The organism is Cryobacterium sp. MP_3.1, from assembly GCF_035984795.1.
Taxonomy (GTDB): Bacteria; Actinomycetota; Actinomycetes; order Actinomycetales; family Microbacteriaceae; genus Cryobacterium; species Cryobacterium zongtaii.
The window spans coordinates 1-26,155 of the sequence record NZ_JAXCHV010000033.1 but is presented as its reverse complement, the minus strand read 5'-3'; the positions used below and the strand labels follow the sequence as shown (position 1 = coordinate 26,155).

Below are 26,155 nucleotides of genomic sequence, written 5' to 3'. Positions count from 1 at the left end.
GCATGTTGTACCGGCCGGTCAGCTCCACTTACGCTGGGGCCACTGAGGAAGGCGTCAACGAATGACCGACATCGACGAGCTGCTGTCTATTCGGGCGGCCGAGCTGTACTACGAAGAGGACAAGACCCAGGACGAGATCGGCACGATCCTCCGGATCACTCGTTGGAAGGTCGGCAGGCTGTTGGCCCAGGCCAAGGCGAACGGGTTCATCCGCATCGAAATCGTGCACCCCCGCGCCCGCCGGCTCGGTCTCGAACGACAGCTGCGCAGAGCCACCGGCCTCGTCGATGCGATCGTGGTGTCCACTGCCGGTGTCGTCGACGAACTCGACCTGCAGAAACGCACAGCGCAGGCGGCCGCCGACTACCTCAGCGCCCTGCGCCCGGTGCCGCGCACGCTCGGTATCAGCTGGGGGCGCACCCTGCACGACATCTCGGAACAGCTCAAGCCCGGTTGGGCGAACGGCGTCAACGTCGTGCAGATCAACGGCGGCGTGAGCCTGAACGCCCGGCCGGGAACCGCCGCGGCCACCGCCGTCAGCATCGCCCAGAAGGGCGGCGGTGAGTTCACCCTGTTGCCCAGCCCCGCGATCCTGGAACGGGTCGAGACCAAGTTGGCCATCGCCTCCGACCGCTCGGTCGCGGCGGTGCTCGAGATGGGCGCCGCGGCATCCGCCTACCTGTTCAGTGCGGGCCAGGCCGACGCCGGCTCCGCCCACGTCGACAGCGGTTACCTCACCCCGGACCAGGTCGACGAACTGGTGCGCAAGGGAGCCGTCGGCGATGTGGTCGGCCGGTTCATCGACAGTGCGGGCCAAATCGTCGACCCGGCGTTGGACGAGCGCACATTCGGCATCCCGCTCGAGCAATTACGCCGCGCGAAAACTGCCGTCGCCGTGATCGGCGGCGCGCGCAAGCACGCCATCGCCCGCTCCGTCGTCCTCAGCGGTCTGTGCACGGTCCTGATCACCGACGAAGACACCGCCCAGGCGCTGATCGGAGCAGCCTGACCCCTCCGCTATGCCTCGTGCGGACGGTCGGGGTTGTCGTCTCGGAGGAGGTCGGCCAGGGCCTGGTCGATGTCGTCCAGGACGGGGGGCTCGCCCTTGGCGGTGGAGGTCAGCCGAGCGACCAGGGCCTGCGGGTCATCGAGGTCCGCCGACGTCGGCAGGATGTCGGGGTGCGCCCACAGGGCATCCCTGGCCTCGTTGCCCACGGCGTCGGTGACGGCCTGCCACATTGCGGCGGCCTCACGCAGGCGGCGGGGGCGCAGCTCCAGGCCCACCAGGGTGGCGAAGGCCGACTCTGCGGGGCCGCCGGATGCCCGGCGTCGCTTGACGGTCTCGTTGATCGCGTCGGCGCGCGGCAGCCGGCTGGTGGCCTCCACGGTGACCACGTCGACCCAGCCCTCCACCAGGGCGAGCATCGTCTCGAGCCGACCGAGGGCGGCCAGCTGCGCGTCGGACTTGGGCGGGATCAGGGAGCCGTTCACCATGGCGTCGCGCAGTTCCTCGGGGTTCGACGGGTCGAAGCCCTCGGCGAGGGACTCCAGCCGTTCGGTGTCGATGCTGATGCCGTGGGCGAAATCGGTGATCGAGCTGATCATGTGCAGACGCAACCAGCGGGAGTGCCGGAACAGGCGGGCGTGGGCGAGCTCACGCACGGCGAGATAGATCTGCACCTGGTCGATGGGCACGTCAAGGCCCTCGCCGAACTCGGCGACGTTCTGCGGCAGCAGGGCGGCCTGCTGGTCGCTGAACAGGGGGATGCCGATGTCGCCGCCGGAGACCACCTCGCTGGCGAGCTGGCCGACAACCTGACCGAGCTGCATGGCGAACAGGGTGCCGCCGAGGCTGCGCATCATCTGGCTGGCGCCGGCGAGCATGCCCTTGAGCTCCTCTGGCGCCTGCTCGGTGAGCACGTTGGTGAGCGAATCCGAAATGCTCGTGGCCACGGGCTCGGAGAGCTGGCTCCACAGCGGCATGGTGGCCGTCACCCACTCCTTGCGGGTCATCAGGCGCGGTACAACGGTGAGCTCGGCGACGTTGATCACGTCATCCAGCCAGAGCGCCGCGATGTGGAAGGCCTGCTCGAACTCGGCGCGCTGGACGTCGGTCGTGCTCAGCTGCCCGGTGGCCGCGCGCTCCTGGCCCTGCTGCAGCGCGATGCCCCAGTTGATGCCGCCGTCGCCGCCGCCCTTCAGGGCGCCCTGCAGCTGGCTCATCAGCGCCGCCACACTGGCGGGATCGTTCGGGAGTCCGGCCGCGCCGGCCAATTGGCCGGGGTCGATGGACGACTTGCCCGACAGGATGTCTCGGAGCATGTCCCGGAATTCGTCTTCTGGGTTCTGACCTTCGTCGGGTCGGGAGTCATCGGCCACTTCAGGCACCTCTCAGTTGCGTCCCTCTACGCTAGCCCGAGAACCCCGGCTAGAACTGGGAAATGACCTACGCTGGGTTCTTGCCTTGTCGCCCGTAGCGAACAGCTTGCGCACTTCCCCTTCATCCTTCTAAGGAGCCTGGTGGCCCTCTTCACCGCTGACCCGCATTCAGGCTCCGACCGACCCCGCAAGGGTTCGCGCACGGGGTGGGTGGTGCTGGGTATCGCACTGGTCACCGGGCTCACCCTGGCAATCGTGCCGTCACCGTATGTCGTGGAGAAGCCCGGGCCGGTGTACAACACGCTCGGCTCGGCCGAATACGACGGGGAGAAAACCGACCTCATCACGATCCCGGACGAGACCGTGTACCCGACGGAGGGCACGCTGGACCTGCTCACGGTCTCGGTGCTCGGCAACCCGGACAACCGCCTGAACTGGTTGACGGTCGCGTCCGCCTGGCTCGACCCGAGCCAGGCGGTGGTGCCGATGGAGTCGGTCTTCCCGGCCGACGTCACGACCGAACAGCGTGACGAGCAGAACCAGACGGCCATGGTGAACTCCCAACGAGACGCCATCGCCGCGGCGTTGACCAACCTCGGCTACGACTATCCGACCGAACTGAGCGTGGTGTCGCTGGCCGACGAGGCGCCGGCGACCGGTCTGATCGAGGCGGGCGACCTGATCGAGACCGTCAACGGGGAAGCCGTGGCCGACATCACCGCGCTGCGGGCGGCGCTCACCGCCAGCGGCGCCGACGCTCCGGCGACCATCGGGCTGACCCGCGACGGTGCCGAGCAGAGCGTCGAGGTCACCCCCGTCGACGTCGACGGCAACGTGGTTCTGGGAATCAACGTCAAGTCGGAGTACAAGTTCCCGTTCGACGTCAACATCCAGCTCGACAAGGTCGGCGGGCCCAGCGCCGGCATGATGTTCGCGTTGGGCATCATCGACAAGCTCACTCCGGGTTCCATCCATGGCGGGGCGGATGTCGCCGGCACCGGAACCATCGACCAGTCCGGCAGCGTCGGCCCCATCGGCGGGATCCGCCAGAAGCTCTTCGGAGCCAAAGAAGCCGGTGCCGAGTGGTTCCTGGCTCCCGCCGCCAACTGCGACGAGGTGTCCGGTCACATCCCGGATGGCTTGACGGTCCTGGCCGTGAGCACCCTCGACGAGTCCCTCGCGGCGCTGGATGCCATTGGCACCGGAGCCGACACCGGCGACCTGCCGACCTGCCCGGCAACCTGATAGCACGGGCACTTCTGGGTGAGCCCTCAGCGAACTCGGGGTTTGCCCTGAGGGCGGCTGCATAGAATGAGGGTCTGACCCCCGATCTATCAGAGCAAGAGGCCAATTCGTGACCACATCATCCGCCGGAAGCGCTCCACGCCGGAGCCGTGCCCCGCTCGCCATCACGGCAGCGATCATTGCGGGGCTGGTGATCTTGTTCTTCATCTTCGCCGGGCTCTATGCAGACGTGTTGTGGTTCGACCAGCTCGGCTTCCTCAGCGTGCTGACCACGCAGTGGATCGCCAGCGCGGTTCTGTTCGTCATCGGGTTCCTCGGCATGGCCGTGCCGGTCTGGGTGAGCATTCAGCTCGCCTATAGGCTGCGCCCGGTCTACGCCAAGCTGAACTCGCAGGTCGATCGTTACCAGCAGGTGATCGAGCCGCTGCGCCGGCTCGCGATGTACGGCATCCCCGCCCTGCTCGGCCTCTTCGCCGGTGTCGCCGCCGCGACCCACTGGCAGACCATCCTGATGTGGCTCAACCGCACCGAGGCGGGCACCACCGACCCGCAGTTCGGCTTCGACGTGTCGTTCTACCTCTTCGACCTGCCGTTCTACCAGTCGCTGCTGGCCTTCAGCTCCGCCGTCGTGCTCATCTCCGCGCTGGTTGCTCTCGCCACCTCCTACCTGTACGGCGCCATCCGCGTCACCGGCCGTGAGGTCTTCGTGGCCAAGGCCGCCCGTGTGCAGATCGCCGTCACCGCGGCGGTCTACCTGCTGCTGCAGGGTGTCAGCATCTGGCTGGACCAGTACTCCACTCTCACCCAGTCGAATGACCTGATCACCGGCGCCGGCTACACCGACGTCAGCGCCACCATTCCCGGGCGGGCCATCCTGGCCGGCATCGCGGTCTTCGTCGCCATCCTCTTCATCGTCACGGCCTTCATCGGCCGGTGGCGCCTGCCGGTGATCGGCACCGCGCTGCTGATCGTGAGCAGCCTGCTGATCGGTTCGCTCTACCCCTGGGTCGTGCAGCGTTTCCAGGTGGACCCGAGCGCGAAGACCCTCGAGGCGCCGTACATCCAGCGCAACATCGACCTCACCCGCGATGCCTACGGCGTCGCCGATGTGGAAGAGATCCCGTACACCGCCACGACCGAGGCCACGCCAGGCGCCCTGCGCGAGGACGCGGAGACCACTGCCAACATTCGCATCCTCGACCCCGCCCTGGTCAGCGACGCGTTCGCCCAGCTCGAGCAGTTCAAGCAGTACTACCAGTTCCCGTCCAAGCTCGACGTGGACCGCTACACGATCGACGGCAAGTCGCAGGACACCGTGGTGTCGGTTCGTGACCTCAACCTCAACGGCCTGAGCAGCGAGACCTGGGTCAACTCATCGGTCGTCTACACGCACGGCTACGGCGTCGTCGCCGCATACGGCAACCAGCGTTCGGCCGACGGCCAGCCGGTGTTCCTCGAGAACGGCATCCCCACGTCGGGAGCGCTCGGCGACTTCGAGCCGCGGGTGTACTTCGGTGAGACCTCACCGACCTACTCGATCGTCGGCGCCCCTGAAGGCACCGACCCCATCGAACTCGACTACCCGTCCGGTGAGGACGGCGCCCAGCAGACCTACACCACCTTCACCGGTGACGGCGGTCCCAGCCTGAACGGCCCGTTCAACAAGCTGATCTACGCACTCAAGTTCCAGTCCGAGCAGATCTTCCTGGCCAACGCCGTCAACGACGAGTCCCAGATCCTCTACGACCGCGACCCGATCACCCGCGTGCAGAAGGTCGCCCCGTACCTCACGCTCGACTCCGACCCGTACCCGACCGTCGTCGACGGACGCATCAAGTGGGTTGTCGACGCGTACACGACGTCGGCCAGCTACCCGTACTCCACAGCGGTCAGCCTGAGCGACGCCATCGCCGACACCGAGACGCCCGAACAGCCGTTCGCGCTGGACAACATCAACTACATGCGCAACTCCGTCAAGGCGACCGTGGATGCCTACGACGGCTCCGTGACCCTGTACGCCTGGGATGAAGAAGACCCGCTGCTGCAGACCTGGCAGAAGATCTTCCCGTCGACCGTCGAGCCGATGAGCGAGATGACCGGCGACATGATGAGCCACGTGCGTTACCCGGCCGACATGTTCAAGGTGCAGCGCGCGGTCCTGGGCAAGTACCACGTGACCGACCCCGGTTCGTTCTACTCCGAAGACGATGCCTGGACCACCCCGAACGACCCCGTGTCGCCGAGCACCAACACCACCCTGCAGCCGCCGTACTACCTGACGATGCAGATGCCCGGCCAGGATGCGCCGTCGTACTCGCTGTACTCGACCTTCATCCCGAACGCGTCCGGTGAAACCAGCCGGAACGTCCTGACGGGGTACCTTGCCGCCGACGCGGATGCGGGTGCCACCGACGGGGAACGGGCGGAGGGTTACGGCAAACTGCGCCTGTTGACCTTGCCGAACGACATCACGGTGCCCGGTCCCGGCCAGGTGCAGGCCAAGTTCAACGGTGATCCCACGATCTCCGCCGAGCTCAACCTGCTCAAGCAGGGCCAGTCCAGCGTGCTCAACGGAAACCTGCTGACGCTGCCCGTCGGCGGCGGTCTGCTCTACGTGCAGCCCGTCTACGTGCAGTCCACCGGTGAGACCAGCTACCCGCTGCTGCAGAAGGTCCTGGTGGCCTTCGGTGACCAGATCGCCTTCGAGGACACCCTCGATAACGCACTCAACGTGCTCTTCGGCGGTGAGTCCGGGGCCAACGCCGGCGACACCGACGTGCCGGCCGTGGAAACGCCCGCTCCGGGCGAGGCTCCCGTCGACGGAGACACAGCCCCGTCGACGACGACCGGTGACCCGGCGACGGATGCTCAGATCAGGTCACTCCTCGCGGAAGCCAAGCTGGCCGTGACCGAGAAGCAGGCGGCCCTGACATCGGGTGACTTCTCCGCTTACGGGGTTGCCGACAAGAAGCTGAATGATGCGGTCGCCGAGCTGCTGGTGCTGCTCGACCAGCAGTAGCGCGTAGTTCGCCGCCTCATCCATGCGCGGGTGGTGCGCCGGGGAAACCCGGTCGCACCACCCGCGTTTTGTCTGTGCCGGGCGCGACGCGCCCGGGTGGCGTCCCCGATTCGAGGGCCTTGAGTAACTGTGGTAACTTAGTTCTTGTAGCGCGGGGTGGAGCAGTTCGGTAGCTCGCTGGGCTCATAACCCAGAGGTCGTAGGTTCAAATCCTGCCCCCGCAACTAAAACAAAAGTCCCGGTCTCGAAAGAGGCCGGGACTTTTGCGTTAAGTCCCAGATAGGCCGGCCAGCGCCGGAATGCCGATCGGCTCCACCGCCAGAAGCGGCACGATAGCGATGCGGGCGGCGTACCGGGTGCGGACAGCGTCGATCTCGGCCAGCTCGTTGGCGGCCCGGCGCTTCAACAGCGCCGAGGTCGGTGACGCCGCCGCGATCGAGTTGTTCACGATCCACGCCCACGGTTCTATGCCGGCACGCCGCAGGTCTTCCTGCAAGCCGGCGGCCTCGAGCACGGGAGTGGTCTCGGCCAGGGTCACCAGCAATACCTTGGTCTGGGCCGGATCCTGCAGCTTCATCATCGGGGTGACGAAGTGCATCGTGGTTCCCATCTGGCGGGCGACCTCCCGGTGATAGGACCCCGTCGCATCCAGCAGCAGCAGGGTGTGCCCGGTGGGGGCGGTGTCGAGCACCACGAATTTGTTCTTGGCCTCCCGGGTCACTTTGGAGAAGGCCTGGAAGACGGCGATCTCTTCGGTGCACGGTGATCGCAGGTCTTCGCGCAGCATGGCCAGGCCCTGCTCGTCGAGGCGGGTGCCCTTGGTGGACAGGATGTGCTCGGTGTAGCGCTCGATCTCCACGGCCGGGTCGATGCGGGAGACCTCGAGGTTGGTGAGTTCGCCGGCGAGCGTGTCGGTCAGGTGCGCGGCGGGGTCTGTTGTGGTGAGGTGCACGGCGAAGCCGCGTTCGGCCAGGGCGACGGCGACGGCGGCTGCCATGGTGGTCTTTCCCACGCCGCCCTTGCCCATCAGCATCACCAGCCCGTGGCCGTCGGCGGCGATCTGGTCCACCAGTACCGCAAGGCCGGCGTCACCGAGTTGCCCCGCAACGGACGAACTGCCCAGGTGTGCGGGGGCAACTTGTCCGGACCTGGGCAGCTCGGCGGCGGGCTCGGGGCTCACGGTGCTGCCGTCGTGGGGGAGGAGGCCGCGGAGAGCGGGCAGGCCCACCATGTTCGTGGCCAGCAGTGGCAGGTAATCGGTGGGCAGCGCGACCAGTGCCGGGTCGCGGGCGTCGAGCGCCCGCTGTTCCCGCAGGCGGATGGCGGCCGCGAGTGGGTCGTCGATCCCCGCGGGGTGCGGCGTTCCGGGTGAGGGCAGCTCGGCATCCGGGCCCGGCAGCACACCGTTGATCACCAGGTACTGCCGGTCCATGCCGATCGCGGCCAGCTCGGTGTGGGTGCGGGCGGCCTCGGCCAGGGTGGACTGCTGGGCGCGGGAGACCAGAACCAGGCGGGTGCGCGCGGGGTCGCCGAGGGCCGCCACGGCCTGCGCGTATACCGCGCGTTGTTTCTCCAGGCCGGACAGCGGGCCCAGACACGAGGGGTCGCCCTTGCCTGCGGTGAGGAACTCGGTCCAGTCGCCGGGCAGCTGCAGCAGCCGGATGGTGTGCCCGGTCGGTGCGGTGTCGAAGACGATGTGGTCGTACGCGGCGGTCCAGGCGGCATCCGTGAGAAGGTCGGTGAACTCGTTGAATGAGGCGATCTCGGTGGTGCAGGCGCCGGAGAGCTGCTCCTCGATCGAGGCGACCTCCGCGGCGGGCAGCAGGCCACGCACCGGACCCACAATGCGTTCGCGGTACTGCTGAACGGCCTGCTCCGGGTCGATCTCCAGCGCGGCGAGCCCGGGCACGGCGTCGATTTGAGTCACGGTGTTGCCGATGCTGACGCCGAACACCTGGCCGACGTTCGAGGCCGGGTCGGTGCTGACCAGGAGCACGGATGCGCCGCCCTCGACCAGCCGGATCGCACTTGCGCAGGCGATCGAGGTCTTGCCGACGCCGCCCTTGCCGGTGAAGAACAGGTACCGCGGGGCATCCGCCAGGAAGGCGGGGGAGCTGCGGGTACCGGGGTCGAGAAGGGTCTCGGTGCCCAGGGTCATCAGCAGCAGCTTTCGCCGCCGCCGCCGCAGCAGCCGTCAGCGGAGGCGGCGGGCTGGGCGGCACTGAGCAGCGACGGCCGGTCTTCGGCCGCGGGGGCGCCCAGGCCGGCCCACTTGGCCAACTCGGGGCGGGACGGGTACCGGCCGGTGAGCACGGTGGCGCCGTCGACCATGGTGACGGGAAGACCTTCCTGGCCCACGGTGTGCAGGAAACTGCGCATGGTCTCGTTCTCGGCGAACGCCAGGGGTTCCTGGGCGAGGTTGAACCGGCGCACGCTGCCGCCGGCCGAGGTCGCCCAGTCGATGTCGGCCGACACCGTCACGAGCTGCTGGTCGACGTCGACACCACAAATGCCGGTGCCGCAGCACAGGCCGGGTTCGAAGATCTGGATGGACGTCATGGGAGCCTCGGTATCCGCCGGGCGATGCGACACGGTGTCGAGCGCATCCGGCCATCCCAGCATATCGACGTGCATCGATTTACACCATTGCCGACCGGAGCCGGGAGCGGGTGAACGGGAGGTGAACGGCGCGTGTGCGGCTCAAGACAATTTCGGCACGGGTGCCGCAGTCGGCGTGAATCGTCTATATTGACAGATGTCGATCAATCACCAGCCGAAGGAATCCCCATGTCTGACCTCAGCGCAGGTACGTCCGCCGCCAAGCCCACAGTTCTGTTCGTCTGCGTGCACAATGCCGGCCGGTCCCAGATGGCCGCCGGATACCTGACGGCGCTCTCCGGAGGTCGCGTCGAGGTGCTCTCGGCCGGCTCCGAGCCGAAGGACCAGATCAACCCCGTCGCCATCGAGGCCATGGCCGAAGACGGCATCGACATTGCACACAACGTGCCCAAAATCCTCACGACCGAGGCCGTCAAGGACTCCGACGTCGTGATCACCATGGGCTGCGGCGATGCCTGCCCGATCTTCCCCGGCAAGCGCTACGAGGACTGGGAGCTGGCCGACCCGGCCGGTCAGGGCATCGAGTCGGTGCGCCCGATCCGCGACGACATCAAGGCGCGCATCGAGAAGCTGCTCGCCGAGATCCTCCCCGTCACCGCCTGACCACCGACACCCGACAAGGCGCAGACAATGGATGTTTCGGACCGTCGCCCCCTTCCCGGCCTCACGTTCCCGGAGGCTTACCTACACCGTCTTTCCGACGAGCTCTCGCTCAAGTTCTCCGGCATCTTCGGCCTCGAGACCGTGGAACGATACGTGCTCGAGTCCTACACCAGCCTCCTGCGCGGATCGACGGTGCGCGCACACGTCGCCGCTCGCACGGTTCGGTTCGCCACGGACCGGCTCACCGCGCTCGCCCAGGCCAAGGGCGCGATTGCGCGGGACGTCCCCGAAGTGCTCTTCGTCTGCGAGCAGAACGCGGGCCGGTCCCAGATGGCCGCCGTCCTCACCGCGCACCTCTCCGGCGGGCGGGTTCACGTACGCAGCGCCGGCTCGATGCCGTCCGGTGAGATCCACGCCACCGTGATCGAGGCCATGGCTGAAATCGGCCTGGACCTGGGCGAAGAATTTCCCAAGCCCCTCACGGACGACGTGGTGCAGGCCGCCGACGTCGTGGTGACCATGGGTTGCGGCGACGCCTGCCCGGTCTACCCGGGCAAGCGCTACCAGGACTGGGAGCTGGCCGACCCGGCTGGACAGTCGCTGGAAGCCGTGCGGGACATCCGGGACGATATCCGCGCCCACGTCGTCACGCTGTTGACCAGTGTCGGTGTGGAACCCCAGGCCCTCCCGGCCTGATCAGACCCGGCCCGCAGCTCAGCCGCCTCGGCGTGGCGCCGGGAATTCGGCTAGTCCGGGTTCGGGGTGTCCTTGTGCTTCGTGAGTTCGGCTCGATCGTCGGCCGAGGACTGCCGATCGCTCTTGGCGTGGGAGCGGTCCAGCGCTGCTGCTCGCCGTTCTCCGTGGCCTGAGTACGTTTCGCTGGTGTCCAGAAAGGCCTCGAGGTCGGCGGCTTCCGCGCGCTTGTCAGACTCGACATCTCGGATGTCGGCCTCATCGTCCCGGCGGTGTGCATCCACCAGGATCTTCTCGATCTTCTGATCCTGGGCGGTTCGGCCGGAGCTCCGAGCCTCGTCCTGATCGTCCTCCGGGATGCGGGCTGAGTCGGGTTCAGCAGCGTCAGAGTTGCCGTGCGGAGTGTCAGTCGAGTTGCCCACAGTTCCCATCTAACACCAATGGGTGGTGAGGAGCGACTGGCGTCTTCGGCCGCCAGCACCGTTCTCGCAACACAAAACGGCCCCGCACGCGAGTGCGGGGCCGTTGTGGTGGTGCAGGTCGAACGGTTGTTGCTGTGACGCGTGGAGCCTACTTGCCGGCCTTGCGGGCGGGCTTCTTGGCGTCCTCGGTCAGGGCGGCAACCACTGCACCGGTCTCGTGCGCTGCGTCAACCACGGCTGCGCGTCCGGCGCGAACCTCGGCGAACGACGTGCCGTAGTACGCGGCTTCCATGAGGGTCTTCATGTCGTCCAGCATCGGCATCCGCGGGTTGGCGGGTGCACACTGGTCGCCGTAGGCGCCCATGGCGAGCGAGTCGAGACGGCTGATGAAGTCTTCTTCCGGGACACCCTGTGCCTGGAAGGACGGCTTGATGCCGACCTGGTCGCGCAGCTTCTCGACGGCCTTGGCGTAGGACTCGACGCCCTCGGCCGGAGTGGAGGCCGGGAGGCCGAGGTGCTTCGCGATTTCCTGGAAGCGCTCCGGGGCGATGTAGTGCTCGTACTTGGGCCAGCTGGTCAGCTTGGTCGGTACGGTGCCGTTGTACCGGATCACGTGCGGCAGGTAGGTCGCGTTGACCCGGCCGTGGATCAGGTGCAGCTGCGCGCCGGTGACGTGAGCCATGGCGTGGACTATGCCCAGGAAGGCGTTACCGAATGCCATACCGGAGATCGATGCGGCGTTGTGCATCTTCTCGCGAGCCTTGATCACGGCGTCATCGGTGCTGCCGATGGTGCCCTTGACGCTGGTCTCGATGTTCTCGAAGATCAGCTTGATCGCGTGCAGGCAGAGGCCGTCGGTGAAGTCGTTCGCGTACACCGAGACATACGCCTCAGTGGCGTGGGTCAGGGCGTCGAAGCCGGAGTCAGCGGCGAGGAACGACGGCATCATGGCGGTGAGCACGGGGTCGATGATCGCGACGGACGGGATCAGCGCGTAGTCGGCCAGCGGGTACTTGACGCCGGTGACGTCGTCGGTGATGACGGCGAACGGGGTCATCTCGCTACCGGTGCCCGAGGTGGTCGGGATACAGACCAGCTTGGCGAGCTCACCGAGGTCGGGGAACTTGAACGCGCGCTTGCGCACATCGAAGAACTTTTCCTTCATGTCGGCGAAGTCGATTTCGGGGTGTTCGTACAGCAGCCACATGACCTTGGCGGCGTCCATCGGCGAACCGCCACCGAGGGCGATGATGGTGTCCGGCTTGAAGGCGCGCATTTCCTCTGCGCCCTTCTCGACGGCGGCAACGGTGGGCTCGGGGAGCACGTTGTCGATGATCTGCAGGGCAACGCGGCCCTCGCGGCGGTTGAGCACGTCGAGGATCTTGTCGACGAAGCCCAGGCGGGTCATGGTCGAGTCGGTGACGATGGTGACCCGGGTGACGTCGCGCATGTCGGCCAGGTAACGGATGGCGTTCGGCTCGAAGTAGGTCTTCGCGGGGATCTTGAACCACTGCAAGTTGTTGTTCCTCCGGCCGATGCGCTTGATGTTGATCAGGTTGATCGCCGAGACGTTGTTCGAGACGGAGTTGTGTCCGTACGAACCACAGCCGAGCGTGAGCGAGGGGATGAACGCGTTGTAGATGTCACCGATGCCACCGAGCGAGCTGGGGGCGTTGGTGATGATGCGGACAGCCTTGACGCGCTTGCCGAATTCCTCGATGATCGCGGGGTTCTCGCTGTGGATCGAGCCCGAGTGGCCCAGTCCGTCGAATTCCACCATCTGCTCGGAGAGCGAGATGCCCTCTTCGGCGTCCTTGGCGTGCATGACGGCGAGCACCGGTGCCAGCTTTTCGCGGGTCATCGGCTCGTGCGGTCCGACACCGGACACCTCGACCAGGATGATCGACGTTTCTTCGGGAACGCTGAAGCCGGCCTGCTGGGCGATCCACACCGGCGACTTGCCGACGACGTTCGGGTTCAGCTTGGCGCCGGCGCAGTTCTCCGAGTTGGCCTGCACACCGAAGATGAATTCCTCGAGGAGGGCCTTCTCTTCTGCGTTGGTGCGGTAGGCGTGCAGGATCTTGAACTCGGCCATGGCCTCGTTGTAGAGGGGCTCTTCGATGATGACGGCCTGCTCGGAAGCGCAGATCATGCCGTAGTCGAAGGCCTTCGAGAGCACGACGTCGTTGACGGCACGCTTGAGCTTGGCGCTCTTCTCGATGAAGGCGGGCACGTTGCCGGCGCCGACGCCCAGGGCGGGCTTGCCGCAGGAGTACGCGGCGCGGACCATGGCGTTTCCACCGGTCGCGAGGATGAGGGCCACACCGGGGTGGTTCATCAGCAGGGTGGAGGCTTCGAGGGACGGCTGTTCGATCCACTGGATGCAGTTGGCGGGTGCGCCTGCTGCGATGGCGGCGTCGCGGACGACGCGGGCGGCGGCCGCGGAGGACTCCTGCGCGGCGGGGTGGAAGCCGAAGATGATGGGGTTGCGGGTCTTGAGCGCGATGAGCGACTTGAAGATCGCGGTGGACGTACAGTTCGTGACCGGGGTGATGCCACAGATGACGCCGACGGGCTCGGCGATCTCGGTGATGCCGGTGAGCTCGTCGCGGCTGATGATGCCCACGGTCTTGAGGTTCTGCATGCTGTTGGTGACGTGCTCGCACGCGAAGAGGTTCTTCACGGCCTTGTCTTCGAAGACTCCACGGCCGGTCTCAGCGACGGCGTGCACGGCGAGCGAGGCGTGCTGAGACAGCGCGGCGACGGAAGCCTTCTTGACGATGTAGTCGATCTGTTCCTGGGTGAAGTCCGCGTAGTCCTTCAGCGCGACGTTGCCGGCGGCAACCAGGGTGTCGATCTTCGTAGCTATGGGAGTGGCGACTGGTTGGTCTGTGATCGTCATAGTTTTCCTCCTGGACAACCCGATCTGGGATCTTTGTCTCTGGTTCAAACATAGGCTGCCGGAACGCCCGAAACACGGGCCAAAGGTCCCACGTTCACTGGCTTTCGGCGCCCGTTCAGCATCCGTTCGCCCTGCACCGCAACTGTGCCCCGTTCGGACGATTGCGCCCGGTGTGCCGGACGCAGTTGTCCGCTTCGGGAACAGGTGCGAGCGAGGGGGCGGCCGGGGCGCTGGTCAGCCGGCCAGGCCGCGCACGGCGGCGACGGCCTCGCGCACCCGGGTGGCCGCCTCGGTCAGTTCCGCGGCGGTGGTGGTGGCCGACAGGGTGAACCGCACGGCGGTCTGGGCGAGATCGGCCGGGATGCCCAGGGCCGTGAGCACGTGCGACGGCTCGTCGCTGCCGGCGGCACAGGCCGACCCGCTCGAGCAGACGATATCGTGGCGTTCGAGCTCGAGCAGCACGGCCTCGCCGCCGGTGCCTGCGAAGGTGAACGAGGCATGGCCGGGCAGCCGGTGCAGCGGGTCACCGGTCAGTGCCGCGCCGGGGGTGCTCTCCAGGACCGCCGCGATGAACCCGTCCCGGAGCACGGTCAAAGCGGGCGCGAGCTCCCGCCGTTCGGCCTCGGCCAGGTCGAGGGCCACGGCGAGTCCAACGGCCCCGGCCACGTTCTCGGTGCCGCTGCGCCTGCCGCGCTCCTGGCCGCCTCCGTGCAGCACCGGTTCGACCTGCAGGCGACCGCGCAGGTACAGCGCGCCGACGCCCTGGGGCGCGCCGAGCTTGTGGCCGGAGATGCTCAGCGCGTCGACCCCGAGGCCGGCGACGTTCAGCTCCAGCCAACCGGCGGCCTGCACGGCGTCGGTGTGGAACGGCACACCGGCCGCGCGGGCGATGGCGGCGAGTTCCCGGATGGGCTGCACGGTGCCGATCTCGTTGTTGGCGTAGTGCACGGTGACGAGGGTGGAGTCGGGCCGAAGAACCAGGGCGAGTTCGGCGGGATCGACCCGGCCGGAGGCATCCGTGGTCAGCAGGGCGATCTCGAAGCCGTGCAGGCGGCGCAGATAGTCGCAGGATTCGAGTACGGCCTCGTGTTCGAGGGCGGTGGTGATGATGTGCCGGCCGCGCGGGGAGCCCAGGGCGAGGCCCTTCACCGCGAGGTTGGCGGCCTCGGTGCCGCCGCCGGTGAGAGTGATCTCGCCGGGCCGGCAGCCGAGCACTCCGGCGATGCGGGCCCGGGCGGTCTTCAGCGTGGCGGCCGCGGCCTCACCCACCCGGTGGTGGCTGGACGGGTTGCCGAAGCCGCGGGTCATGACCGGCCAGATGGCTTCGGCGACCTCGCGGCGCAGCGGCGTCGTCGCGGCGTTGTCCAGGTAGATCATGGCTGCTCCGGGTTCGGGGAAGGGGCGGTCAATCCTCGGTGAGGATCACCACGTCCAGGCCCAGGTCGAGCGAGCGAACGCTGTGGGTGAGGGCGCCCACCGAGATGACGTCGACGCCGGACTCCGCGATGCGTCTGACGGTGTCGAGCGAGACGCCGCCGCTGGCCTCCACGATGGCCCGGCCGGCGACCAGGCGCACGCCCTCGCGGAGGCTGTCGGCGTCGAAGTTGTCGAGCATGATGGTGTCGATGCCGGCCGCGAGCACGGGTTCGATCTGCTCGAGGGTGTCCACCTCGACCTCGAAGTGGGTGGTGTGCGAGAGCTTGGCGCGTACGGCCAGCAGCGCCTCGGTGAGGCCGATGCCGCCGGCGCTCAGCACCGCAAGGTGGTTGTCCTTGGCCATCACGGCGTCGGAGAGGCTGAACCGGTGGTTGTGGCCGCCCCCGTCGCGCACGGCCTGGCGTTCGAACGCGCGCAGGCCGGGTGTGGTTTTGCGGGTGTCGACGATGCGGGCCGCGGTGCCGGCGGTCTCGGCCACGTATTGGGCGGTGAGGGCGGCGATGCCGCTCATCCGCTGCACGAAGTTCAGTCCGATCCGTTCTGCCTGCAGGATGCCGCGGGCCGGGCCCGACGCCTCGGCGAGCAGGTCGCCCGGAGCGAAGGTGGCTCCGTCGGTGACGTGGAGGTGCACCGTGATGCGCGGGTCGATGAGCCGGAACGCCGCAGCGAACACGGCTCCGCCGCTGAACACGCCGGCTTCCCTGGCCACCAGCTGGGCGGTGGCGACGGCGTCGGCGGGGATCAGCATCTCGCTGGTGAGGTCCCCCCACGGGGCGTCCTCGTCGAGGGCGGCCCGCACGACGGTGTCGATGGCGTGTGTGGTCAGCATGCGATGGCCTCCGAAGGCTGCGATGGAACTGTGACAAGAGGGCGGGTTGACGCCGGGTGCCGGGTGAAGCGCGGCCGGGCGAGTTCCGGGCGGCTGTCGGGGAAGTCGGCGCGGTGGTGGGCGCCGCGGGATTCCTCGCGGGCCAGGGCTGCGGCCACGATGAGGCGGCCGAGGTCGAGCAGGTTGCCCGTCTCGAGCTCGGCGACAGTGGCCCTGGCCCGGTCGACGGCCCGCCACCCGGCCAGGGTCACGGCGGCCCGGGTCAGGCCGGAGCCGGACCTGTGCACCCCGGCGGCCTCCCACAGCAGATCCTGCAGGGTGCTGCGGTCGACGAGCGTGCCGGCCTCATCCGGGTCGCTGCCGAGTTCGTCAACTGCGTCGAGGTCGTCGAACAGCGGCGGTCGCTGGTCCTCAGCGTCGAGCGCCCGCACGGCCCGGTCGGCGAAGACAGCGGCTTCGAGCAGCGAGTTGGATGCCAGCCGGTTGGCGCCGTGTGCTCCGGTGCGGGCCACCTCACCCACCGCGTAGAGGCCGGCCAGCGAGGTGCGGCCCCAGCCGTCGGTGGCGACTCCGCCCATCCAGTAGTGCGCGGCCGGAGCGACCGGAATCGGTTGCACCGCCCAGTCCAGACCGGCGGCGCGGCAGGCGGCCGTGATGGTGGGGAACCGGCTCTCGAGCAGGTCTCGGCCGAGCCCGGTGGCGTCCAGCAGTACCGGGGCGCCGCCCTGCTTTTTCATCTGGGCGGCGATGCTGCGCGCCACGATGTCGCGGGGCGCGAGCTCGGCATCCGGGTGGATGGCCGGCATGAACCGTTCACCGGTGCTGGTGAGCAGCACGGCGCCCTCGCCACGAACGGCCTCCGAGACCAGCGGGGTGCCGGGCACCGCGAGCGCGGTCGGGTGGAACTGGTAGAACTCGACGTCGGCAACGGCAGCGCCGGCCCGCCAGGCTGCGGCGACACCGTCGCCGGTGGCGATGGTCGGGTTGGTCGTGTGCCGGTACAGCGCTCCCGCGCCTCCGGTGGCGAGGATCACGGCGTCGGCGGCGACAGCGTGTCGGGTGCCGTCCGGGCCGAGCAGCATCGCGCCGGTCACCCGGGCCGAGCCGGGGGCGTCGGTCACGATCAGGTCGACGAGCATGGTGTGTTCGTGGATGGTGATCTGGTCGCCGCCGAGGGCGTGGGCGCGTTTGGCGCGCTCCTGCACCGTGGCCACCAGCGCGGTCTCGATGGCGGCGCCGGTGGCGTCGCCGCCGGCGTGCAGCACCCGGGACCTGGAGTGCGCGGCCTCGAGCCCGCGGGTGATGCCCGATTCGTCGCGGTCGAAGTCGACGCCGAACCGGATCAGGTCGCGCACCCGGGCCGGGCCTTCCTCGCAGAGCACCCGCACGGCGGCTGGGTCGCAGAGTCCGGCGCCGGCGCGCAGGGTGTCGAGGATGTGGGCGTCGGTGGAGTCGTCGGGGAACAACGCCGCGGCGATGCCGCCCTGGGCGTAGCGGGTGTTGCTTTCGGAAAGGGCGGCCTTGGTCACCAGGGTCACCCGGTGGCCGGCATCGGTCGCCCGCACCGCGGCGATCAGCCCGGCGAGGCCGCTGCCGACGACCAGCACGCGCGTCATGGTCAGGCTCCGGTCACGACGGGGGCGACGGGGCCGGCCGCGGGCGGCTTGGCGGCGAGCATCCGTTCGAGCGCCACCCTGGCGTGCCCGGCGACGTCGTCGGCGACCGTGATGCGGTTGAGCACCTCGGCCGGCACGCCGTCGCCGCCCACGAGGGCTTCGAGCACCCAGGCCAGGTAGCCGGAGTGGATGCGGTACATGGTGGAACACGGGCAGACGACAGGATCGAGGCAGAAGATGGTGTGCTGCGGGTACTGGGCGGCGAGGCGCTGCACGAGGTTGATTTCGGTGCCGATCGCGAACGTCGACCCGGCCGGTGCGGCCGCGATGGCCTTGGCGATGTAGTCGGTGGAACCGTATTCGTCGGCCGCATCAACGACCGCCATCGGGCACTCGGGGTGCACGATCACGCGCACGCCGGGGTGCTCAACGCGGGCTGCCTCGATCTGCTCGACGGTGAAGCGGCGGTGCACGCTGCAGAAGCCGTGCCAGAGGATCACCTGCGAGTTCTCGAGTTCGGCCTCGGTGTTGCCGCCGAGGGCCTTGCGGGGGTTCCACATCGGCATCCGCTCGAGGGGAACGCCCATGGCCTTGGCGGTATTGCGGCCCAGGTGCTGGTCGGGGAAGAACAGCACTCGCTGGCCGCGCTCGAAGGCCCACTTCAGCACGGTCTCGGCGTTCGAGGAGGTGCAGACGATGCCGCCGTGCTCGCCGCAGAAGCCCTTGAGCGCCGCGGAGGAGTTCATGTAGGTGACCGGGATCACCGGGACGCGCCCGTCGGCATCCGGTTCGGTGCCGTAGAGCTCTTCGAGCTGTTCCCAGCACTCGGTGACGGAATCGATGTCGGCCATGTCGGCCATCGAGCAGCCGGCGGCGAGGTTGGGCAGGATCACGGCCTGCTCGGGGCGGGACAGCAGGTCGGCGGTCTCGGCCATGAAGTGCACGCCGCAGAAGACGATGGCTTCGGCATCCGGCCGGCTCTGGGTGGCCACGGCGAGCTGGAAGGAGTCGCCGATGAAGTCGGCGTGCTGCAGCACCTCTTCGCGCTGGTAGAAGTGGCCGAGCACCACAACACGGTCGCCCAGGGTGGCCTTGGCGGCCCGGATCCAGTCGCCCAGTTCGCCGTTGGATGCGGTGCGGTAGCGCGCGGGCAGCTCGCCCTGGCGGGGAGATCCGGTGGGGATGACGTCGCCCATCGAGGAGCCGGGTCCGTAGCCGGGGGCCTTGTCGTCGAAGTACCACGGGTCGACGGCGAGGTCGGGGGTGCAGGTGCTACCCGTGCTTTTGCCCGTGCTGATCAGACGGATGGTGCGGTCGACCGATGCGATGGTCATGTCGTGCTCCTCGGGGAGTGCGGGGTGGTTTGGAGGGGAGTTTCGGGCCAGCCGACCGTGGAGCCCAGGGGCCCCTCGGCGATGGAGTGGGAGTCGTTGTAGCGGTAGAGCCGCGGCGGCCGGTGCGGTACCCCGGCCAGGCGGAGCCCGGTGTCGACGACGGTCCCCGTCGACTCGATCATGCGGCGGAAGTTCGCCGGGTCGAGTGCTCTGCGCAGGACCGCCTCGTGCACGTCGCGCAGCTGGGCGAGGGTGAACGTCTCGCCGAGGAAGGCGTGCGCGATGCGGGAGTATTCCACCTTGGTGCGCAGACGCCACAGCGCGTACTCGACGATGTGGTTGTGGTCGAACGCGAGCTCGGGCAGCCGGTCGGCCGGGAACCACTGCACGTTCTCATCGACGGCGGCGAGGTCGGCCTCGGTGGACTGCACCAGAGCCCAGTACACGATCGAGACGACGCGGCCACCCGGGGAGCGGCTGAGATCGCCGAAGGTGTACAGCTGCTCGAGGTACTTGGGGGAGAGGCCGGTGGTTTCCCGCAGGGTGCTGGCCGCGGCGGTGGAGAGCTCCTCCTCGGGCGGCAGCCAGCCACCCGGCAGCGCCCACAGGCCCAGGTACGGGTCCCTGGTGCGGCGCACCAGGGGAAGCCAGAGCGTCATGAAGCCGGACTCGACGTCGGGCCGGAGCGCGAAAATGACCGTCGAAACCGCAAGCACAGGCGGGTGTAGATCGGTCATCGGGCATCCCTCGAGTAAAGGTCAATATGACTCTAACGTGAGGTCCATCATATAGTCATCGTGACCAGAAGTCACACCCCGGGCTCACAGCCTCGTCTACCTCGTCATTTCAATGAGGATGGTGCGGTTGATCGTGCGGGACGACACGACGGAGAAACCCGCCTCGCGGAGCACGGCAAGGTCGGTTCCGGTCGTCGTTCCCCGGCTCCCGACATTCTGCAGGAGCCAGACTCTGTCGGTTCCAGCCAGCCGGAAGGCGGCCACCTCGAGCGGGAGTGTGCGGTCCCACAGCCCGTCGGTGTTCTCGAACGACTCGTCGCGGGTGATGTCGTTCAGCCCGACGAACGCCGCCGGATAGAGGTGACCGGCCAGGCGCGGGCGCCGCGACGGCCTGGTGCTCTCGTCAAAGACGACGGCATCGCGTGGTCGGGCCTCTGCGCGCAGGATGTCGGCTGTCTGGCGCCAGTCACTGCCGTGGTCCTTCGCGAAGTCCGAGCGTTGCGCGAGATACCCGGGTGCCGCCAGGGCCACCACGAGCAGCAGGGTGGTCGCCCGAGCCCAGAACGGCCGCAGCCCCACGATGCCCGCGGCCATCAGGATGGCGGCCGCCGGCGCGCAGATCGAGAGGTAGCGATAGGCGTACATCGGCGTGATCAGGTGGGTGCCGATCAGCAGGGCGGTACTCGGGACGACCAGCCAGGCCAGCAGGACGACCAGTTCGCCCCGCGGTGCCCGCCCGGGCCCGGCGTTCACGCCGACGCCGTGGAACCGGGGGACGAAAGCGGTCAGGCAGCCGACCGCGATCAACAGCCAGGCCAGGGCGGCGAGGGCCGGAGTGCCGAACCACTGCTGGACGGCGGCGTCGAGCGGGCTGGCCTGGGCGCGTCGGGCCAGGAAGGCGATCTGGTCACGCTGGGTGTGGGCCAGGATGATGATCGGGGAGGCCACCGCCAGCGCGGCGCCCACCCCGCCGGCCCACGCCAGCACGGTGACGCGACGGCTGTGCCGGGTCAGCAGGGTCGCCAGCAGCGCGTGCACGGGCACCAGCAGCGCGATGTAAACGAACACGGCGATGCCCGAGGCGAGCAGCACCGCGTAGCCGGCCCAGAGCGCCACGGTCAGTGTGGCGGTGGTGGGCTTGGACCGCACGATGTGCACGAGGAGCGCCGTGCACCACACCGCGACCATGGTGGCCAGGGCCGTGGACCGGGCCTCAGCGCCCATATACGTCACCCGGGGGAGCACCGCGAAGACGAGGGCAGCGAACAGGGCGACGCGCGGGTTGACGAGCATCCGGGCCAAGACGGCGGTGCCGGCCGTCGCGGCGCCGATGGACAGGGCACTGAGCAGTCGGGTAGCGAACTCCGACGTCCCGAACACGTCGATCCAGCCGTGCAGAAGCAGGTAGTAGACGCCGTGCACGGCATCGACCGTGCCGAGCATCCGAAACAGCGACGGAAGCGACCGCTCGGCGGAGAGCACGCTGGCTGCCTCGTCACCCCAGTAGGAGGGCTGCCAGGATCCGGCCACCGACACCAGGAAGCCGACCAGGCCGAGCAGGGCCGCGGTAGCGGCGAAGCCGCGCCGACCGTGTCGCGTCGGCTCCGGGGCCTCGACGAGCGGAGAGGCGAGAACAGTCGTCACCTCCAGACCCTAGAACCCTCCAACGTTTACCGACGAGGGGCCTCAGCGACCGGACGGGTTCACAAAGTGCCGCTAGGGAACGTGCCGCGGCAGCCGGATCTCGACCGCAAGTCCGCTGCCGGTGTTGCGCAGCAGGACCGTGCCGTTGGCGCGCTCGACGATGGCGTGGACGATGGCCAGGCCCAGGCCCGATCCGCCGGAGCTGCTTGACCGGGCGTTGTCCGGCCTGGAAAATCTGTCGAACGCCAAGGGAATGAACTCCTCCGGCAGGCCGGGGCCGGTGTCGATGACGGTGATCAGCGCGCCGGAGCCTGAGCGGGAGAGTGAGACGGTGACGCCGCCGTGGCCCGCCATCGCCGTGACGGCGTTGGAGATGAGGTTGTCGAGCAGCTGGCCCATATTCGTGGCCGAGACGCCGTAGCGACCCACCGGATCGTCATCGTCGATTCGGTAGACGACCTCGAGTTCGTGGCCGTCCCGCATCACTCGCGCCCGGTCGACCGACGCCGTGATCTCGTCGACCAGACCGGTCCAGTCCGTCTCCGGCGGCGACTGCACGCTCTCCAGCTTGCTCAGCTCGAGCAGATTGGTCGCCAGCCGGCTCAGGCGCCCGGCTGTTGCCGACGCGTCTCGGATGTCGCGCTCGAGAGCAGGGGCATCGCCGGAGTCGAGATGGGCCAGCTCGAGCTGCGCCTGAAGCACCGCGAGCGGGGTGCGCAGTTCGTGACTCGCATCCGACACGATCTGTTTTTCGCGGTCCACGCCGCGCCGGAGTCGCTTGATGAAGTCGTTGAGGGTGCGGGCGAGCTCGCTCACCTCGTCCTTGCCGGCTGGAACCCGCAGCTGCGCCGAGGAGCCCGTCGTGCTCAGACTCTCGGCTTCCTCACGCAGGCGGGTCACCGGGCGCAGCGCCGCGCCGGTGAGCAGCCAGGAGGCCAGTCCGAACCCGGCGGTGAGGATCACCGTGCCCAGCACGAGCACCCCGGTGAGCTCATCGAGCAGCAGGGTGGGGGCCTGCTGGCTGCGGGCGGCTATGACGAGCCAGTCGCCCGAATCCGAGGTCACCGGCGTCGCCGAGACCAGGTAGGTGGCGGCGGGGGTGGTCACGATCTGCGGTTCGGCACCCACGTCGATCAGGGCGTCGAGCTGCCGGTCCAGGCTGCGCGGCAGCGACGACTTCCGCACCGTCCCGGTCGGGTCGACGATGGCCAGCAGCTGGCCCTCGCTCGGGCTCTGGATGGCCTCGGCGGGGTTCGTCGCGAGCTGACCCAGCAGGGACTCGGCGTCGTTGCGCAGCATGGTCTCGTTCGAATCGGTGAGAATCGATTGCACCTCGAGGCGGACGAAGAACGCGGCGGTGCTGAACAACAGGGTCGCGACGAGGAGGCTGCCCAAGGTGATGCGCGCGCGGATCGACAGCGCGGGCAACCAGATGCCCCGGGGGCCACTCACCGGGAGGGCCGCCTCATCCGGCGAGCTCCACGGCGTAACCGGTGCCTCGCACGGTGACGATGCGCACGCCCGCGGCATCGGTATCGATCTTCCGGCGCAGATAGCTGATGTACTGGTCGACGATGTTGGGGTCGATGTGGTTGGTGCCGTTCCAGATCTCTTCGAGAATGGTGGTGCGATCGACCGTGGTGCCGGCCCTGCTGCAGAGCAGCCGAAGCAACGCCACCTCCTTGGGGCTCATCGACACCGCACGTCCGGCCACGGTCACCCGCAGGTCGCGGGAGTCGAGCACTATATTGCCGATCTCCACGGTGGTCGGGGCGCCCATCGACCGGCGGCGCAGCAGGGCACGCACCCTGGCAGAGAGCTCGGCGAACGCAAACGGCTTGGTGAGGTAGTCGTCGGCCCCGCTGTCCAGGCCGAAAACCCTGTCGTCGACGGTGTCGCGTGCGGTCAGCAGCAGCACGGGCATGGTGTTGCCCGACTCGCGGATGCGGCGGCAGATCTCAAAACCCGACATCTGGGGCAGCATCACATCGATGGCTGCCAGGCTGAAGCCGTCCCCTTTGAGGGCGATGAGTGCGTCGACCCCGGTGGAGACCCGCACCGTCTCGTACCCCTCGGCCTGCAGGCCCCGTTCGATGAGGGCACCCATCTGGTCATCGTCCTCCACGACCAAGATCTTCATCCGTCACCCTTCGCTCGCACCAGGGTCTCATGCTGGCACGTTGCGTGATGCTTCGCTCGCGACCTGCCGATGGCAAGCTGGGAAGCCGCCGCTAGGCTGACGACATGGTGGATGCGCGCGCGAGCGACGAACTCGGGGTGGCCGTGGCGCAGTTCGCGCCCGGCGCTGATCAGGCGGCGAATCTGGCCGTGATGCGCTCGCTGGCCGGTACCGCCGTGGCGCGCGGGGCGCGCATCGTGGTGTTCCCCGAGTATTCGTCGTTCTTCGAGAGCCGGTTGGGTGACGCATCCGTTGCCGCCGGCGAAGCGCTCGACGGACCGTTTGTGACCGCGCTGGGTCACCTGGCCGCGGATCTGGGCGTGCACATCGTGGCCGGCATGCTCGAGCGCACCGACGACCCCCACCGAGTGCAGAACACTCTTGTCGCCGTCGACCCCGCCGGGCTGGTCGTGGCGCGGTATCGCAAGCTGCACCTCTACGACGCGTTCGGGTCACGGGAATCCGACCGGGTGCTCGCCGGTGTCATCGAAGCGCCGGAGACCTTCGTCGTTGCCGGTCTCACCGTGGGCCTGCAGACCTGTTACGACATCAGGTTCCCCGAGGTCACCCGCCGTCTTGTCGATGCCGGCGCCGACCTTGTGCTCGTCCCCGCGGAGTGGGTGCGCGGACCGCTCAAGGAGCAGCACTGGCGCACCCTGGTCACGGCGCGGGCACTCGAGAACACCGTCTATCTCGCGGCGGCAGACCATGCGCCGCCGAGCGGCGTCGGCGCGAGCATGGTGGTCGACCCGATGGGTGTTGAGCTGGTTACGATCGGCGAAACGACGGATGTGGCTGTCGGCTGGATCTCCGCTGCCCGGCTCGCCGAGGTGCGACGGGTCAACCCCGCCCTTGCCCTGCGCCGCTTCGGCACGGTGCCGCTCTAAGCGCTCATTCCGGCGCGGCCACCGACGACTTCGGCAACGCGGAGGCCGACTTCACCGCGAACGTCACATCCATCCCACCCGCGTGATTGGAATCGATGGCGCGTTCTTCGCTGGTGGCGATCAACCCTTGCGAGCTGTTGGCCGAGCGCGTCAACTGCGCGATCCACTCCGGGTTGAGAGTCGGGGTGTGTCCGCCGGTGAACTTGAAGTACAGCGGTATCGCCGGATTCATCCACGCCGAACTGCGGCCGTCGCCGACCTCGATGGCGTTGCGCCAGGAGAAAAGGAAGCTCTCGCCACGGCGGAGTTTCTGCACGATCACGACTTGCAGGTGCGTCAGGATCCTGTCGTCGAATTCAACGACGACCCGGTCGTAGGTCAGGGTGCCCATGAGTCTTCGCGTTCACTTCCAGATTGGCCACGCTCGGTGCCGGGAACGGGTGAAAGCGATGATGGGGCACTGACAGCAGAACCGGAGAATCCCTCAACTCTCCTCTGCTGCCCGGCAAAGCGCAAGGAATTCGGGGGAATGCAGAGCCATGAGGGTGTCGAGCGGACGCTCGACGTGGCCGAAGTGGCCGGTGCCGGTGAGCACCGTGACCTCGAGGTCGGCGATCACGCGGGCCAGTCGCCGGTCGTCGTGGTCGCCGACGAAGACATCACCGTCGCCGTGCACCGATCGCACCGGGCACTCGATGCGGGCCCAAGACGCCTCGGCGTTGTAGCGCCCGGCCCGGCCGGCGGCCAGGGTGAACGAGCGTGGCCGAGTCTCGGCGGCCAAAGCGGACAGCACGCTCCGGTCGACCCGGCGGATGTTGCTGAACAACGGAGCCACCGCGGGGCGCAGCAAGCCCAGCCGATTCAGCCCGGCTGCCAGACCGCGGCCGGCCGCGCCGCACGCCGAGAGAATCCTCATCACACCGAGCAGGGCCGTGAAGCCGGGCAGCACGGCGAACCGGGACAACGGATGCCGCACGCTGTCGATGACACCGAACGTCGTCGCGGACACCAATCCGACGAAGCTCGTCTGCCCGGGTCTGCTCGCCGCGAGCTCGAGAGCGACGAACCCGCCCAGCGAGTGCCCGATCACCCGCCAGCGCCGATACCCCAGGGCCCGCGCGATCTCGGCTACGGCCGCGGCGAGGGACTCAATGGTCTCAGCATCTTCGTCGATCGCCAGGGGAGTGTCGCCCCAGCCGGGGAGGTCCGGGATGATCAGGTTCTCGAGCGGGGGCGCGGGCAGCCGGTCCGCAGCGCGGATCAGCGGCGTCCAGGTGGTCCACGATCCTGCCGCACCGTGCAGCAGGATCGTCGCGGTGCCGGTGGAGCCCGTCGCGGTGCGCCGACCATGCCGCACCGTGACCGGACCGAGGGTCGTGTCGATCAGGCTCGTGCCCAGACCCAGCCGGCTGGAGTCGTGTGACAGCGCAAACGGGCAATAGCCCAGGTCGGTGTCGAACCCGGCCTGGACGTCGGTGGCGGTGCTCATGACAGGGGTTCGGCGCGGCCGGCGGTGCCCTACGTGTCAGGGTGAGTTGAGGCCAGTAGCTCAGAGCAAGTCCGCCGTTTGACGTAGGGCGAGAATCAGGAAGTCCCACCATGTCCAGCCC

Annotated in this window: 21 protein-coding genes and 1 tRNA gene; 7 read left to right on the top strand and 15 right to left on the bottom strand. The window is 68.3% G+C overall.

Annotated elements, in window-relative coordinates:
• The first annotated feature begins 61 nt into the window (after positions 1-61).
• On the top strand, positions 62-1,009 hold the full coding sequence (locus RCH12_RS15920) for a sugar-binding transcriptional regulator (protein WP_103432606.1): 948 nt from the start codon (positions 62-64) through the stop codon (positions 1,007-1,009).
• Between the two features lie 8 nt (positions 1,010-1,017).
• Here RCH12_RS15920 and RCH12_RS15915 read toward each other — a convergent pair whose 3' ends face one another.
• Positions 1,018-2,379, bottom strand: a complete 1,362-nt coding sequence (locus RCH12_RS15915; RefSeq protein WP_442784585.1) for a zinc-dependent metalloprotease — start codon at positions 2,377-2,379, stop codon at positions 1,018-1,020.
• A 141-nt stretch (positions 2,380-2,520) separates the two neighbouring features.
• On the opposite strand from RCH12_RS15915, the gene RCH12_RS15910 reads away from it, so the two are divergent.
• The 3 genes from RCH12_RS15910 (at position 2,521) to RCH12_RS15900 (ending at position 6,867) form a co-directional block, all read left to right on the top strand.
• Positions 2,521-3,624: a YlbL family protein gene (locus RCH12_RS15910; protein WP_103432605.1), complete on the top strand. Its 1,104-nt coding sequence runs from the start codon at positions 2,521-2,523 to the stop codon at positions 3,622-3,624.
• A 109-nt stretch (positions 3,625-3,733) separates the two neighbouring features.
• Entirely contained in the window at positions 3,734-6,643 is a 2,910-nt protein-coding gene (locus tag RCH12_RS15905) for a UPF0182 family membrane protein (RefSeq protein ID WP_207795567.1), read from the top strand.
• Positions 6,644-6,793: 150 nt separating this feature from the next.
• Positions 6,794-6,867: transfer RNA gene (locus RCH12_RS15900), tRNA-Met, on the top strand.
• A gap of 44 nt (positions 6,868-6,911) precedes the next feature.
• Here RCH12_RS15900 and arsA read toward each other — a convergent pair.
• Complete coding sequence (gene arsA / locus RCH12_RS15895; protein ID WP_327017516.1) at positions 6,912-8,801, bottom strand: arsenical pump-driving ATPase; 1,890 nt, start codon at positions 8,799-8,801, stop codon at positions 6,912-6,914.
• Positions 8,801-9,277, bottom strand: a complete 477-nt coding sequence (gene arsD, locus RCH12_RS15890; RefSeq protein ID WP_327017515.1) for an arsenite efflux transporter metallochaperone ArsD — start codon at positions 9,275-9,277, stop codon at positions 8,801-8,803. The genes arsA and arsD overlap by 1 nt, the downstream gene beginning before the upstream one ends.
• 153 nt (positions 9,278-9,430) lie before the next feature.
• Between arsD and RCH12_RS15885 the strand changes: the two genes are divergently transcribed.
• Positions 9,431-9,865: an arsenate reductase ArsC gene (locus tag RCH12_RS15885; RefSeq protein ID WP_088455521.1), complete on the top strand. Its 435-nt coding sequence runs from the start codon at positions 9,431-9,433 to the stop codon at positions 9,863-9,865.
• Between the two features lie 27 nt (positions 9,866-9,892).
• Positions 9,893-10,561, top strand: coding sequence for an arsenate reductase/protein-tyrosine-phosphatase family protein (locus tag RCH12_RS15880; RefSeq protein ID WP_103432593.1), 669 nt, complete (start codon positions 9,893-9,895; stop codon positions 10,559-10,561).
• A 50-nt stretch (positions 10,562-10,611) separates the two neighbouring features.
• Here RCH12_RS15880 and RCH12_RS15875 read toward each other — a convergent pair whose 3' ends face one another.
• From RCH12_RS15875 to RCH12_RS15830, 10 genes are all read right to left on the bottom strand, one after another.
• Positions 10,612-10,980, bottom strand: a complete 369-nt coding sequence (locus RCH12_RS15875) for a hypothetical protein (protein ID WP_327017514.1) — start codon at positions 10,978-10,980, stop codon at positions 10,612-10,614.
• Positions 10,981-11,128: 148 nt separating this feature from the next.
• Positions 11,129-13,882: a bifunctional acetaldehyde-CoA/alcohol dehydrogenase gene (adhE, locus tag RCH12_RS15870; RefSeq protein WP_327017513.1), complete on the bottom strand. Its 2,754-nt coding sequence runs from the start codon at positions 13,880-13,882 to the stop codon at positions 11,129-11,131.
• Between the two features lie 234 nt (positions 13,883-14,116).
• Positions 14,117-15,259, bottom strand: a complete 1,143-nt coding sequence (locus RCH12_RS15865; protein ID WP_327017512.1) for a cysteine desulfurase family protein — start codon at positions 15,257-15,259, stop codon at positions 14,117-14,119.
• Between the two features lie 28 nt (positions 15,260-15,287).
• Positions 15,288-16,148: a carboxylating nicotinate-nucleotide diphosphorylase gene (gene nadC, locus RCH12_RS15860; protein ID WP_327017511.1), complete on the bottom strand. Its 861-nt coding sequence runs from the start codon at positions 16,146-16,148 to the stop codon at positions 15,288-15,290.
• Positions 16,142-17,764, bottom strand: a complete 1,623-nt coding sequence (nadB, locus tag RCH12_RS15855; RefSeq protein ID WP_327017510.1) for an L-aspartate oxidase — start codon at positions 17,762-17,764, stop codon at positions 16,142-16,144. Before nadB ends, nadC begins: the two co-directional genes overlap by 7 nt.
• Positions 17,765-17,766: 2 nt before the next feature.
• Entirely contained in the window at positions 17,767-19,098 is a 1,332-nt protein-coding gene (gene nadA / locus RCH12_RS15850) for a quinolinate synthase NadA (RefSeq protein WP_103432588.1), read from the bottom strand.
• Positions 19,095-19,835 carry an NUDIX hydrolase gene (locus tag RCH12_RS15845; protein ID WP_103432587.1) on the bottom strand — a complete coding sequence of 247 codons (741 nt, stop codon included), beginning with the start codon at positions 19,833-19,835 and terminating at the stop codon, positions 19,095-19,097. Before RCH12_RS15845 ends, nadA begins: the two co-directional genes overlap by 4 nt.
• Positions 19,836-19,931: 96 nt before the next feature.
• Positions 19,932-21,479 carry a glycosyltransferase family 39 protein gene (locus tag RCH12_RS15840; RefSeq protein WP_327017509.1) on the bottom strand — a complete coding sequence of 516 codons (1,548 nt, stop codon included), beginning with the start codon at positions 21,477-21,479 and terminating at the stop codon, positions 19,932-19,934.
• Positions 21,480-21,551: 72 nt separating this feature from the next.
• On the bottom strand, positions 21,552-22,931 hold the full coding sequence (locus tag RCH12_RS15835) for a sensor histidine kinase (protein ID WP_165789147.1): 1,380 nt from the start codon (positions 22,929-22,931) through the stop codon (positions 21,552-21,554).
• A gap of 13 nt (positions 22,932-22,944) precedes the next feature.
• On the bottom strand, positions 22,945-23,619 hold the full coding sequence (locus tag RCH12_RS15830) for a response regulator transcription factor (protein ID WP_103432584.1): 675 nt from the start codon (positions 23,617-23,619) through the stop codon (positions 22,945-22,947).
• A 104-nt stretch (positions 23,620-23,723) separates the two neighbouring features.
• Here RCH12_RS15830 and RCH12_RS15825 point away from each other — a divergent pair, with 104 nt between their 5' ends.
• Entirely contained in the window at positions 23,724-24,545 is an 822-nt protein-coding gene (locus tag RCH12_RS15825; protein ID WP_327017508.1) for a carbon-nitrogen hydrolase family protein, read from the top strand.
• A gap of 4 nt (positions 24,546-24,549) precedes the next feature.
• On the opposite strand, the gene RCH12_RS15820 is transcribed toward RCH12_RS15825, so the two are convergent.
• Together RCH12_RS15820 and RCH12_RS15815 are read right to left on the bottom strand one after the other, a co-directional pair.
• Positions 24,550-24,936, bottom strand: coding sequence for a DUF7882 family protein (locus tag RCH12_RS15820; RefSeq protein WP_243399309.1), 387 nt, complete (start codon positions 24,934-24,936; stop codon positions 24,550-24,552).
• A gap of 93 nt (positions 24,937-25,029) precedes the next feature.
• Positions 25,030-26,034, bottom strand: a complete 1,005-nt coding sequence (locus RCH12_RS15815) for an alpha/beta fold hydrolase (protein WP_327017507.1) — start codon at positions 26,032-26,034, stop codon at positions 25,030-25,032.
• Positions 26,035-26,155: the final 121 nt, after the last annotated feature.